The organism is Leptospira sanjuanensis (assembly GCF_022267325.1).
Taxonomy (GTDB): Bacteria; Spirochaetota; Leptospiria; order Leptospirales; family Leptospiraceae; genus Leptospira; species Leptospira sanjuanensis.
On the sequence record NZ_JAIZBG010000002.1, the window covers coordinates 415371 to 429078 of the forward strand.

The 13708-nt window shown below is 43.2% G+C and carries 8 protein-coding genes; 6 read left to right on the top strand and 2 right to left on the bottom strand.

Annotated features, from left to right (window positions below; genetic code table 11):
- The first annotated feature begins 1130 nt into the window (after positions 1 to 1130).
- From LFX25_RS20175 to LFX25_RS20200, 6 genes are all read left to right on the top strand, one after another.
- Positions 1131 to 2240, top strand: a complete 1110-nt coding sequence (locus LFX25_RS20175; RefSeq protein WP_238732021.1) for an AraC family transcriptional regulator — start codon at positions 1131 to 1133, stop codon at positions 2238 to 2240.
- Positions 2241 to 2501: 261 nt separating this feature from the next.
- Complete coding sequence (locus LFX25_RS20180) at positions 2502 to 3647, top strand: helix-turn-helix domain-containing protein (RefSeq protein ID WP_238732022.1); 1146 nt, start codon at positions 2502 to 2504, stop codon at positions 3645 to 3647.
- A gap of 764 nt (positions 3648 to 4411) precedes the next feature.
- Positions 4412 to 7105 (top strand): putative Ig domain-containing protein, encoded by a 2694-nt coding sequence (locus tag LFX25_RS20185; protein WP_238732023.1) that lies wholly within the window; start codon positions 4412 to 4414, stop codon positions 7103 to 7105.
- A gap of 144 nt (positions 7106 to 7249) precedes the next feature.
- Positions 7250 to 7729 carry an Lcl C-terminal domain-containing protein gene (locus LFX25_RS20190; protein ID WP_238732088.1) on the top strand — a complete coding sequence of 160 codons (480 nt, stop codon included), beginning with the start codon at positions 7250 to 7252 and terminating at the stop codon, positions 7727 to 7729.
- Between the two features lie 804 nt (positions 7730 to 8533).
- On the top strand, positions 8534 to 9565 hold the full coding sequence (locus LFX25_RS20195) for a helix-turn-helix domain-containing protein (RefSeq protein WP_406600549.1): 1032 nt from the start codon (positions 8534 to 8536) through the stop codon (positions 9563 to 9565).
- A 110-nt stretch (positions 9566 to 9675) separates the two neighbouring features.
- Positions 9676 to 10413: a TetR/AcrR family transcriptional regulator gene (locus LFX25_RS20200; RefSeq protein ID WP_238732025.1), complete on the top strand. Its 738-nt coding sequence runs from the start codon at positions 9676 to 9678 to the stop codon at positions 10411 to 10413.
- A 692-nt stretch (positions 10414 to 11105) separates the two neighbouring features.
- Here LFX25_RS20200 and LFX25_RS20205 read toward each other — a convergent pair.
- Both LFX25_RS20205 and LFX25_RS20210 read right to left on the bottom strand, forming a co-directional pair.
- Positions 11106 to 11507: a hypothetical protein gene (locus LFX25_RS20205; protein WP_238732027.1), complete on the bottom strand. Its 402-nt coding sequence runs from the start codon at positions 11505 to 11507 to the stop codon at positions 11106 to 11108.
- Positions 11508 to 11664: 157 nt separating this feature from the next.
- The gene (locus LFX25_RS20210) at positions 11665 to 13281 is read right to left on the bottom strand and encodes a sensor domain-containing diguanylate cyclase (RefSeq protein ID WP_238732028.1); all 1617 of its coding nucleotides are present in this window, start codon (positions 13279 to 13281) and stop codon (positions 11665 to 11667) included.
- Between the last annotated feature and the right edge of the window lie 427 nt (positions 13282 to 13708).

Here is a 13708-nt window from a genome sequence, read left to right on the forward strand (position 1 = left end):
CACATCCTTCTTTTAGAAAAACCTTTTTTCTTCCCGGCGGTTTGTCGGCAGTTCAATTTATGAAAAGGAACGATTCTTTCAAAAAGAAAAAACGTGCAATGGGAACCTGCATTTCGGCAGGGCTCCCGAGTCGAATCTCCCCCAAACAAGGGATTTTTTTACAATTTTCTTTGAATAAAAAAGTGTCACTCACCGTCCTTCTCTTTTCTCGAGATGAATTTTCTGCGCGAGTCGCCTGATATCTTCGAAAACCTTCACGAATTTATGAATTTACATTCCTGTTGAACGGAAGCGTAGGCAAAAGGGGCATTTCCTTTTAATTTTTTTTCTACTTTTACGGAGCGCATCAAAGCGATCATTCGTTTCTATGACGGAAAACGAAGTCGAATTGGGTAAAACGAGTTATACGTTTCTCAATTCAGCATGTTTTTCTTTTTTCAAATCATCGCATTCGCACAAATTCATTTGAATTTCATGAAATCAATTCTTTCCATAATATAAATTGAAATGTGCATTTCCTTTAATTCGACATGAATCTGTTGATTTGATTGCAGGCCCAACAGAAAGACTCAGAAATTAATTTCTTTCATTTCATTTAACGATAGAACGTTAGATACAATCCTTATTCTCTTGCGACACTTCCGACCCAAGGATTCTTGAACTTCGTTTAACATTTTAAAGATTTCTAAATTAACGACTATACTCCGAAAATAAGAATTGGTTGATCTGTTTGTATTTTTTGAACATCAATTTAAAAAGAATTTATTTTTTTTTACAATACATTGATCGCAGGTTATAAACCGAATAACCATAATCCAATTTAAGGATGGGTTCTGGAATATTTTACATACAAAAGAAACTATTTATCACTTGAATTGATCTTAATCTATAGAGTTGTTAATCGAAATAAAAGTAATCACGAATATTCAAAATTTCTTTTACAATTTAAATGTCAATTTCACCTTCGTATATAGAATGATTTCTTTTAATTGAATTTGAATGGACCAAATTGAATTCAAATTAAAAATGAATCTCGTGATTGGAATATGGTGAGTTCACTGACTTTAATTAGAGATGAGCTTTGGTTTTCTTAACAAATAAATGGAGAAGATACAAAGCGAATAACGGATATGGCGAATATTTTAGATTCAATGTTAAATGAAGAAATCTTATTGAGCTTGATAAGATTTGGAGCGGGCTTTGCCTTAGTCCTGGGAATTGGAAGTTGGATTCGTGCGAACAGACAGATCGATTATCTGGTATCGACCGTCTTGGTATTGACGGCGATTTTTCAGTTCGTCGACGAATCGAGCCTGAATTGGGTCACTCTTCCCTGGCTTCGTAAATTTCTCTTTTTGATCGATATCATCGCTTTAGCCGCAAGCGGCACGATCGTATTTCTGATCTCAACGATGATCTTTAAGAAGTTTTCGACCCTTCCTCTCATCTATTATTGGAATCTGTTGGGGCCTTTTATTCTCGCGCTGCCGATCGCGACGTTTTACGAGCAACAAGGCACTCAAGAGCTGGAATTCTTCTTATTTGCGGCCGATTTGTATGTTTTCGTCTATTTCGTAATTGCGGTAGCCAATGTATTTATCGACAAAAAATACGAATCTTCTTCGTTCAGTTTTCGGACAATTCTTACGCTGGTGATCTTGATTTCGCTGTGTATTCCCTTGGAAATCCTCGGAATCGTGTTTGAAAACAAGATTCTCGTGCTTCTTTCCAGCGTCCACACCACGTTTGCGGTCGTTTTTTACTACTTTCTGACTCTCATCCATCCGAATCTTTTGGATTTTTTAACGATCGAACCCGGCAAAAACCTAGTCAAACGTTCCCTTTTACACGACGTAGACATCAACGCGTTGGAAGAAAAACTCGCGCATATCATCAAAGAGGAAAGAATTTATTTGGATGAAGACATCCGCCTCCCCGACGTTTCGGAAGAACTCGGAATTTCCGTTCATCAGCTTTCCTTTTTTCTGAATAATCATCTTGGAATCAATTTCAACAACTATATCAATCGTTTCCGGGTGGAAGAAGCCAAGTCGATGTTGTTGAACGACCCGGCTCGTTCGGTTGTTTCGGTCGGAATCGCCGTCGGTTTCAATTCCAATTCTTCTTTTTATAAGGCTTTTTTAAAGGAGACGGGAATGTCACCGAAACAGTTTCGGGAAACTCAGCCCAAAGTGCTTCACTTTCAGTCTTCATCGGCGGACATTCAATTTAGAAATTAAGAATCCGGGAAAAGAATTGTATACGGAGCTTCCGGCAAACAAGGGTCATACGATTGTGACCCCGGTTCGCCGAGTTTTTTTCTACGAGTTGTTATACGATCCTACTTCAGATTAAATTAAATTCTAAAATGGCATATATGATATTTATAATTTTCCTTTTTTAGAATTATATTTACCGATGACCGGACGGGATCCGGCGGGTTATACTCGATGGAACGCAATACAAAGATAGAACGATTCTATTGCAAGGGATGATTTCGAATGTTTAATTTCAATAACTTCTCCGAGATTGTATCTTCTCTATTTTTTTCCGAGATTCATCTGTTCTACGCGCACGCGGCCGGCGTCGGAACGGGAATCGTGATGGCGATCGTAAAACTGTATTCGGGCAAAAGGGACGAATTCAGTAAGGCCTATGGAACGATTCTTCTCAGCGTCAGCATCTTTTTGATGGTGAACAACAAGGTCATCTTCCCGCAGGAATCGGACCCGCGATTGGAAAAAGATCCTCTCTTTCTAGGAATTTATTTCGGTCTTGTTCTGTATGCGTCTTCCGCGGTTTTGATTTGTATCCGTTTCGTCCTCGATCGCCTACACAACCCTTGGTTTTACTGCAAGCGACTGATCGTAATCATCCCGATTGCGATGGGAAGCGCCTTCGCGGTTCCAGGAACGATTTTCATTTGTATTTGCGATTCGATCGCGGTTTCTCTGATGTCTTACACGACCGTTTGGTCCATCATAGAAATTCGATCTTCCGCAAAGCCCCGTGTTTTCTTTAACTTTCCTTTTATTACCTCTGCGATTACGCTTTCGCTGATTTTGGACTTGCTCGGAACCGTTCTGCATTCCACGAGAATTCTGATGTTTTCCGAGCTGATTCCGGGAATTATGATCGCGTATATCACTTTGATCGAACGGTTTTATCCGATTCTTTTCAGCCGCGCGTATGGAGAATCGAACAAGGAGTTTGTGGACAGTCATTCGTTGGTTGATTCTCCCGTGGAAGATCTGATGGAATCGGAGATGCTTTCGGAAGGTTCTAGAAACATTTTAGAAGGAGTGGAACTGGAGAAGATCGAAGAAAGAATCAATTCCTTTCTTCAAGTGAGAGGTTACGCGGACGAAGAGTTGCGTTTGCCGGACTTTGCTTCCTATCTCGGACTTTCCACGCACCAAGCTTCGTATTATCTCAACAAACACATGTCCATGAAGTTTGCGGACTTCTTGAACATGAATCGGATCGAAGACGTTAAACGGAATCTAAGAAACAAGTCTCATATGAATTTATTGCAGATCGCTTTAGAATGCGGGTTCAACTCCGCTTCTTCCTTTCATCGAGCTTGTGTTAAATTTACGGGGAAGTCTCCGAGAGAATTTCGAAAACTAATCAATTCTCAGAATTGAAAATTCGTTTCAAAAAACGCAAACGCGGGCAATCCATTGTTTGCGTCGTGTGATCCTTTCGCTTAAAACGAATCCGATCCATACTACACGTTAGTTGTCTTTTCTCTCAATTAAACAAAGCGCTTTGACGATTTAGTCCTTTTGGTTTAAGCGAATACACATCTTCGCCATTCCATCGACATGAACGAACGAAAGAATTCTTCCTTTTTTTCAAAGAAGCATCCTCGATTTTTTTGGTCCGAAAAAACGATCCAAATTCATGGCTTTAGAAAAACTTATCAGGTTATAACGCGAGCGGAAATCCCGCTCTTTTTAGAATAAATTTACGTGTATATAGAAAGGATGTTGGATGTCTTGATTCTCTTCTCCGTTTTCAGGAAAAGGAAGCAGTTTCGATTTTGAATCCAAGTTGGATCTCGGGGATTTCCCGATTCTTTCTTCGGAGAATGAATCGATTTTCTTTAGAGAAATCGCACGGAAACCATTCCGTTCGTAAATCATCCAACAAGCGGTTCCAATTCTTTTGAGTCATTTTTTTATTTTTGGATGGATCATTGCAGGAAGTAGGTAAAAAATTTATGAAAGAAAAACATCGATTCAATTCGTTCCAGAGTCGGATTCTTACATTCTTTTTTTGGAAAAGAAATCGCTTCCCCTTGAGAAGCCGCACACCGCTCGTCCTTTCTCCGTTGTTATTCATTTTCCTTTCAATCCATTGTTTAGGAAGTTCGAATTCTTTTAGTTTCAAAGGTTTTTTCGGTCCGATGAATCTTTTTCAATCACCGACAGATCCACTTTCTCTCAATTATTCTTCAAGTCCTTATGTTCTTACGAAAGACGCGCCGATCGCTACGATCCAACCCAGCACCGCGGGGTTGATCGAACAATGTTCCGCAAGCCCCGCGCTCCCGGCGGGACTCTCGATTGACGGCAAAACCTGTGCGATTTCAGGAACTCCGACGGTCAACCAAGCGGCGACGAATTACACGATCACCGCCAGCAATTCTTCGCAAAGCAAAACCAGTTCTATTCTTATAAGCGTGAATATGAATCCTCCCGCGGCGTTGAATTTTGCTACGGGCGCTATGGTTTTTACCGTCGGCACTTCCACGTTTGCGCCGATCGTTCCGACCTATACCGGCACAATTACCGCTTGTACTTCGGACATTCCCCTTCCGACGGGATTGAGTCTGAACGCCTCGAATTGCGGAATTTCCGGAAATCCGACCACGCCCCAAGCTGCGACCAATTATACGATTACGGGAAGCAACGCGTTCGGGAACACCAGTACGACGATTTCCATTACGGTAAACCTCGCGCCTCCTTCCGCTTTGAATTACGCGGGAAGTCCGTATGTCTTTACGGAAAACGCGACAATCGCAACGATCATTCCTACGGTTACGGGAACGGTGACCAACTGCGTCTCCGATATTGCATTTCCCGCAGGTTTATTTTTAGACAATACGAATTGCCGAATCACCGGAACTCCCACCGTTGCGCAAGCGGCGACAAACTATGTAATCACCGCGAGCAATCCGTTCGGAAGCACGACCTTCCCGATTACGATTACCATAAATTTAGCCCCGCCCTCGGCTTTGAATTTTGCAGGAAGCTCTTATACGTTTACGGAGAATTCTACAATTGCAACGGTAACGCCTACGTTCACGGGAACTGCGACGAACTGCGTTTCCGATATTCCGTTGCCGAACGGTTTAGGAATCAATGCGGCTACTTGTGCGATTTCGGGAACTCCGACAACAGCACAACCTGCGACAACGTATACGATCACCGCGAGCAATCCATTCGGAAGTACGAATACAACGATTTCCATCACGGTAAACTTAGCTCCTCCTTCCGGATTAACGTATGCGGGCGATCCGTTCGTTTTTACGCAAGGTGCAACGATTACTACGGCGACTCCAACCGTCACGGGAACCGTTACGAATTGTACTTCGGATATTCCCTTACCGGCCGGTTTGAATCTCAATACGACGACTTGTGCGATTTCGGGAACTCCGACGACCACTCAAGGAGCGACCACATATGCAATCACTGCGAGCAATGCATTCGGAAGCACCACCCGAAACATTTCCATTAAAGTGAACTTGGCCCCTCCTACAGCGCTGAGTTACGCAGGAACACCTTTCACTTTTACACAAGGGGTTACGATCACAACCGCAACTCCTTCCGTTACGGGAACGGTCACCGGATGCAGTTCGGATATCACACTGCCTACAGGACTAGGGCTCAATCCAACCACCTGTGCATTATCGGGAACGCCGACCGTAGCACAACCAGCTACGACGTACACGATTACCGCAAGCAACTCATTCGGAAGCACTAACACGACAATTTCGATCACGGTCAATTTGGCTCCTCCGACGGGACTCGCTTACTCCGGTAGTCCGTTCACATTTACGCAAGGAACGGCGATTCCTACACAAACACCTTCGTTAACCGGAACGATTACAAGTTGTACGTCGGACATCACATTGCCCGCTGGACTTGGACTCAACGCAACCACATGCGCATTGTCCGGAACGCCGACCGTAGCACAACCAGCTACGACGTACACGATTACCGCAAGCAACGCATTCGGAAGCACCAATACGACTTTTTCCATCCAAGTCAACATTCCTCCGCCTTCTTCGTTGAACTACGCGGGTAGCCCGTATGTTCTTTTTAGAGGAATGGCCGCAACGGCGACTCCGACGTTTACCGGAACCGTAACCAGTTGTACTTCCGATATCGCTTTGCCGGCCGGTCTTTCGATCAACGCAACTACCTGTGCGATTTCGGGAACACCGACTTCATTTCAGTTGGCGACTGCTTACACAATCACTGCGAGCAATTCTTCGGGAAGCACGACCGCAAATATCAATATCATGATCTTCGGAACGGCGCCTCTCAAAACGATGCAGATCAATTGTTGGGATTCTTCGGGGACTTTGGACGCAACCTGCTCTTTGGCAAGCTCAGCGGGACAGGATGGGAAACTCCAGAAAGGAGTCAATCCTGCGTTCTCCCTGCTAACCGTAAACGGAAACGAATATATAACACTCGATGCAAACACCGGTCTCTATTGGAAAACCTGTCATCAGGGTAGAACCAATTCGGATTGTTCCGGCGGGTCCAACACTCTCTACGACTTAACGGGCGCGACCAACGCTTGCCTCGCTTTAAACGCACTTAATTCAGGCGCGGGATATGCGAATCGAAATAACTGGCGACTTTCAACAATTTCGGAAATCGAAACGTTAGTCGACTTCAATGCGGCGGCATCTCCTCGAACCTTTACGACCGTATTTCCGAATGCGACGGGAAGCTATTACTACTGGAGCTCGACTCTATATCTCCCGGATACGACGAAGTCATTGGTTCTGTATTTTTCCGACGGGGGAACGACTTGGACCACAAGCTCTTCGGCTGGATCTCTGGCCCGGTGCGTTTCTCCGTAAAAAGGTAAAAACAGTATGAAATTCAAATATGTGAATCTTCCATCGTTGCCCAAAAGAATCCGAAATCCGATTTCGAGAACCGAAACCTCAAAGAACGCAAAGGAGACCGCAATGAGCTTACGACAAATTCGAAATAAAATGAAAATGTGGAATGCAGTTTTTATTTGGGGAATCATCTCCTTCCTGTATGCCATGACACTTTCCTTGTCGGCTGCTCCCTTTGTGGATAACAACGACGGAACGATCACGGACATCGGGAAGGGTCTCATTTGGCAGAAATGTACAAACAACTTATCCGGAACCTCCTGCGGAACGGGAGGGACGAATCAATTAAACTGGGCTAACGCGCTCACATACTGCAACGGCCTCTCATTAGCAGGGAAGACCTGGCGGCTTCCATCGGTGACCGAATTGAGAAGTATCTTGGATCATTCTGTCGGAGTTTCTCCGTTGATCAATGGAACGTATTTCCCCGCAACGCCAACGCAGTATTTTTGGACTTCGACCACATATAAGCTGAGTACCACAAACGCTTGGGCGATCAACTTTCAATCCGGATTCACCTCCGGTAGCGCTTCCAAAGCAACCACCTACTATGTTCGGTGTGTGACCTCCGCACCATAACCGGATGCAAGGATTTAATTTTATAAGGAAAATTCGGGGCGTTCCCGCTCCGCGGTCGGGCTCCAACTCAATGTTGCTCCTTACGGTCGCAACATAATGCTCCAGTCAATCAATCGCGGATCGGGAAGTCGTTTCAAAAGAAGGCGGTAAAACGATTGATTGACTCCGCTTCGATCCCTAACGCAGGAATCTCATTCGAACGAATGATAATTCCATACTTTTAGAAAAGATAAACAAAGTAAAAACGATCCCGTTTATCCCGTTCGCGACAGAATCTTCATTTCGCATTAAAAAACCGGATCATTCCTCTTAAAATCAATGCCGAAATGGCATGAGGTAAACTATTTGTCAATTTTATAGTTTACTTATACTCCCCTTTCAGAGACATGGCTCATAGAAGCGTTCGATAAGAATCAAACCAAATCACTTCGGTTTAGAATGATTCAAATTATACAACGATACTCAGAATCAAAATGAAATCATTTCGTATTAGCAAAACAGCGTCTTTGCAAATCATCGAGTTGTTCAATCGATACTTTGCAATTACGAATCGATTCTTACATTATAGATTCAACATACAGTTTCAAGTTCGAAACCAAGGGATCCAAAAACACGATCTTCCATTAAGCGAAAAAATAAGCCGAATCGAAACAACCCGGAAGTTTTTAAAGAGCCTCCTATTTGAAAATATAAAATTCGAATCCGCAAATAGAGAGCTCGTAGCTTATGAATACTCACATCCAGAATTTCTTAATTACCGTCTATAATTCGAAACTAAGATCAAGCTTCGAGTATAGGTCGGTTTTGAAATCCGATCTGCAATCGTGCATCGAGAGGAATATTTTCTCCGCGTTTATTTTGTTTTTCGGAGCTTACCTTGCGCTCTGGAACGGAATCGTTTCCGAGGCGCTCGATACCGGAGCATTCCCTAAACTCAAATGGATCGCATTGATTTATGGAACCGGAATCTATTCTTTTCTATTGCTCCGAATGACGATCCAAAACGTTCTTCAAAATCCGGTTCCGTGTAAGACCGTTCTCCGAAACGCCGGCGGTGCGGGCGCTCTTTCTTTCATCTTTTTGATTTATTTCGAAGAACCCGCTCCTCTTTTAATCGCCGGAGAACTCGCGTGCTTCAGTATTTGTCTGATTACGGCCGTTGAAAACGGTTTGTTTTTCCGCAAAGTCGAGCCGAATCGGAAAAATCCGTATTTGTTCGCGATCCCGGTCGGATTCGGCGCGGGGATTCTGGGAAATGTAATCGGGATAACGTTTTATAACTCGAACTGGAACAGTATTTCAAACTATACTCAAATACTTCTCGTTTCAATTCTATACTTCATCAACAGAGAAGCCGCAAACCGGAATCTGAAAAAATCCGAATTCAAAGAGTTTACGGAAAACGAAGAGATCGAGGAAATCAACGAACAGCCGTCGACCTTAAACGATTCCGAACGAACAAACGATCGGATCGAGGAAAAAAATCTTCTCAAAGAGGACGATCTTAAACGCGCGGAAGAAAGATTGAGCGCCTTTATAGCGGCGAAATTATACGCGGATGACAGCATCCGTTTGATCGATCTTTCCGCGTATCTGGGAATCAGCCTTCACCAAGCATCTTTTTATTTGAACAATTATAAGAACACCGGCTTTTCCGATTTTATCAATCGCAATCGCATGAACGATGCAGTACGCCTTCTCTCGGAAAAACAAAACATGAATCTCTTGGACATCGCGTTCGAATGCGGATTTAACTCCTACACTTCCTTTCACCGGGCGTGTAAAAAGTGGACCGGCGATTCTCCAAAGGGACTCAGAAAGAAAGCTCTCCTTTAAGAAATCAGGGAACATCCGTTTCGGTTTTTCCCGAATTCCCGAAAAACCGAAACGTTGACAAAAGATTCCGCGTCCAATCAATAGAACACACACCTATAACGATTCCCGATATGATTGAAAGAATTTTAGAGAGAACGACACGGCTTTTTTTATCCGCCGGATTTGCCAAAACGAACACGGATGAAATCGCCAAACATATAGGAATCAGTAAACGTACCCTTTATCGATATTACGACGCGAAAGAAAAATTGATCAGCGCGGTTTTCGATTTCATTAAGGAAAAAATCAAAAGCCAGCACGAAGCGATCATCGCCGATAAATCCAAAAGTCCGAGTCAAAGACTGCGCGAAATCCTGTTTATCGTTTCTGAACTAGGTTCGAAGATGGGGAAACCCTTTGCAAGGGACATTCAGAATCTCCGCCCCGATCTTTACTCCATGATGCAGGAATACCGTCGGGAACGAATGAGACGACTCGCTGATTTAATCCAAGAAGGTCAGGAAATCGGCGAATTTAGAAAGGATATCAATCGCGAACTTACGATCGATATCTTGGTCGCAGCATTGGACGGAGTTATCAATCCCACGTATCTAACCCAAACCGACCACTCGATTGCAAGCGCCTTCGAAAGCATTTTTAACATGTTTTTGCAAGGAATCGAATGCAGGAGCGAAAACATTCCCATAATTGATCGCAAACAAACGCTCCCGCTTGATTCACATTCCGGCATTTTCTTGTTCCAAGTCATGCACTTTGACGACTATGAAGAAAAAGACCCCCACTCGATCGAACCTCTTCTTCCTAAAGAAAACAAAAAAAAATCTACCTGGCTAATGAATGCAAATTAGCCAAATAGATTCAGTGCTGTGTTTATGGAGATATAGGAGCGAGTCGATTGAATCGTTTTCTTTCAATGGAACGTTATTCTTCCTTTATTCTAATATAAGTTTGATTTCAAATCTCCCCTAGTTATAAATTGAATTTAAGAATTAAAGAATGACAACTCGGCAACGATCATTAGCATCACATTCGATTTCCGCAATAGGATTTGATTTTTTCCGATCCCGTCTCCAAGCCGAACAGAAACGATTTACCCCATCCGGCGTTGTCCGAAGTTATACAAAAAATTGCGCAAGGAAATATAGATTTTCTTTAATCAAAATAAAAAGGAAGGAAGAAGTCCGTACTGCGGAGAATCGGAGAAGATTGAAAACGAAAACTCTCTAAAATTATCTATCTGGCTCGTTGTTGCGAACGGAACCAGATAGACGAGTGTAATAGAGTGAGTTCCCTTCTACACTCAATAGTATAACAGATCTAAAATTGGGTTCCCTTCAAAATATAAAATGAATATAAGAAATTATTTTCGCTCTGATTTTTTATAAGAACCTGTCCCACAGAAAACTCAGCGACACCGCTCTCTACGGATCGCAGCGGGAAACTCAGCGACGCTGCTCTCTACGGATCGCAGCGTCAGGACAAGAACCTTGCAGCTTGCTTTTCTATCCAAGTAGAAATAAGTTTTGGCACAAGCTGTAATTCATAATTCGAATTCGCGGATCAAAGAGTCCAGTTCCAACTCTTTTTTTAAATCTTCGAAATTCAGAATCGGGTCCACGTCCCGCAGCTTACTGGAATTTAGAATCCAATTGTAAACTTTTCTTTCACTCGTCATGATAAAGTAACGGACAAAACGCTCCGAAATGCCGAGCAAAATATTGGTAAAGGCTCTTACGAACTCGGCATCGGGATTTTTTACCCCTCGAATATCAATGACCAACGTCCCTTCCAATTCGTGGAATATTGAGTGCAATTTTGCGGGAATCCCTCTCAAGGTTTCGTGATTCACGATGCCGGAAAATTCGATAATGAGAAGCTTATAACAAACCGAATTGACTTGTAGATCTTTTAACCCGTAGTCGATTGCAATTGTATGGCCCATATAAAACTCCGAAACAGGAAACGCGATTTTTTCAAATCAATCTTTCAAAAGAATCGCTTTGTATTTTTACAAACTATAACAAATCGGATTTCGAAAAGCTGCTCAGCTTATAGCTTGAAGAATAAAAGTTAAATCTGAATGATAGATCGACTTCCCTTTAATGAGAGGGAACGGTTGCGGGCATTTTAGGATCAAACGCACAAACTCGATTTCTTCCGGAAGACTTTGCACGATACAAGGCTTGATCCGCGTTCGCAAAGGCTTCTTCCAAGTTTCTTTTTCCTTGTGAAATTCCGATACTCAATGTCACCGGCCTTCCATCCTCGAGGTGGATTCGATTCTCCACTTCTTTGCGCAAGTTTTCCGCGATGTTTATCGAGTCCTCTTGCGTCGCTCCGAATAAAAAGACTGCGAATTCTTCCCCGCCCCAACGGCAAACGGCATCGCTTTGTCGCACGGAATCGTTCAATACCTGTGCGACTTTCACGAGCGTTTTGTCCCCCGTCTCATGGCCGAATTTATCGTTCACCTGCTTGAAGTGATCGATATCCACCATCAAGATCGTCCAATCGTGCTTTCCGTTACGGCTTTGACGGTTTCCGATCGCAAGAGACTTCTGTGTTAATTTCAAAAATCCCCGGCGATTCCAAATGCCGGTCAATGGATCGGTATGAATCAACGTGGAAACCTGATTCATCGATGATCTCAGCTTAATATAGAGAATCAGAACGATGGAAAACGTGAATACGAGAGCCCAAAACGGCAATAGATTTTTCAATATGTAAAGAATATATTCAAAAATCTTAATTTCGTGAACGAGCCACATCTCGTTGTTTTTAATCTGAAATCCTATCCAAAAACTACCGTCTTTGATAAAGAACGATTCTTCGGGGGTCATGATCAGGGAAGCGACGTTTACCGGCAGCCGGTCGTTCAGTTTAAACGGACCGGGTTTTGCGACGATCTTTCCGTTTTCGTCGATGAGCATGCTTTCTCCGATACAATCCCCGCTTTCTAAAATTCTCCGCATCGCATCCAAACCGATATCGATCGATGCGACCCCTAAGAATTTCCCTTTTACATACACGGGCTCGGAAACGGTGATCATCAAACCCTTTCCGGCAAGATCTTCATAGAGATCGGTGATGATCTGACGTCCTTGCGGGTTTGCCTGCGGATTGGCCTGAGTCCAGAAAGGTCCGGTGTAGAGATCGTCCGTGAAATAATAATTTTCGTCCTTGAATTTGGGAGTGATGTAAAGGAATTTCTGCGCGGATAAATAATAAGCCCATACGACTTCGCTTTGTTTTTCGGTGAGGGATTCGAATTGTCCTCTTAAACTCAACGCGGCTTCGATTTCCTTCAAATGCTGCGGCTCGACCTTTGCGATCGATCCGACCGCGGTGAGCGTTCCCGCATCCGCGCCGTCGATCAACTCACGGCTTACATTGGGAATTCCGAAACGATTCAGATTCGGATAGGTCTTTAACTTTTTCAGCAAACTCGGATTGGCAGGCACATCCTCATTAAAGTTGAGATAATCGGCAATCGACAAGCCCAGGGCTCTAGTCTGCGATCCCACTCTGCGGATATAATCGTTCATCACGCGGGCTCTCATGCCTACGATCCGATCGATTTCTTTTTCCATTCTAAGATTTTCGTAGATGAGAAACAAAAACATTAGAATCAAAATCACGGCTAAGAGAGAGAAGATGATTCGCTTTTTGATTCTTACCTTTTCGACTTGTACACCGATACGATTCTTTAACTGCAATGGATTCACCTCGAGAACGGAACCGTCCGACCGTTGGACCGTTCTCGAAGCCGATACTATCAACTCTTTTCAAAAATAAATCCAAAATCTTTTTCAGCACTTCTCAAAATAAAATTTGAGAATCAATCCTTTAAATTGTAGAAGATATGAATCTTTAGATGTTTTTCCTCCCAATAGATTGGCAAAAAGTTCTTCAGATTTGACAAAAACGCAACCGTTCCGAGTTTCGAGATGGATTCTAAACATGAAATTCTGTTAGCCAACGGATCGCATGATCACTTCGCATACATTATATAACAAAAAGAATTTTTCCGCATTGTGTTTGGATTCAAAGAAGATTTGGGCTCAGCGAAAGAAATAATTTCATCTTATAATAAGGAAAGATGAGACAAGGAAAGCATCGACGAAAAATCCGAGAGCGGGCGTC

What these genes read in the sequence shown, in the direction of transcription:
- LFX25_RS20175 (WP_238732021.1), top strand. Translation starts at nt 1,131, where the DNA reads ATGGCGAATATTTTAGATTCAATGTTAAATGAAGAAATCTTATTGAGC.
- LFX25_RS20180 (WP_238732022.1), top strand. Translation starts at nt 2,502, where the DNA reads ATGTTTAATTTCAATAACTTCTCCGAGATTGTATCTTCTCTATTTTTT.
- LFX25_RS20185 (WP_238732023.1), top strand. Translation starts at nt 4,412, where the DNA reads ATGAATCTTTTTCAATCACCGACAGATCCACTTTCTCTCAATTATTCT.
- LFX25_RS20190 (WP_238732088.1), top strand. Translation starts at nt 7,250, where the DNA reads ATGTGGAATGCAGTTTTTATTTGGGGAATCATCTCCTTCCTGTATGCC.
- LFX25_RS20200 (WP_238732025.1), top strand. Translation starts at nt 9,676, where the DNA reads ATGATTGAAAGAATTTTAGAGAGAACGACACGGCTTTTTTTATCCGCC.
- LFX25_RS20205 (WP_238732027.1), bottom strand. Translation starts at nt 11,507, where the DNA reads ATGGGCCATACAATTGCAATCGACTACGGGTTAAAAGATCTACAAGTC.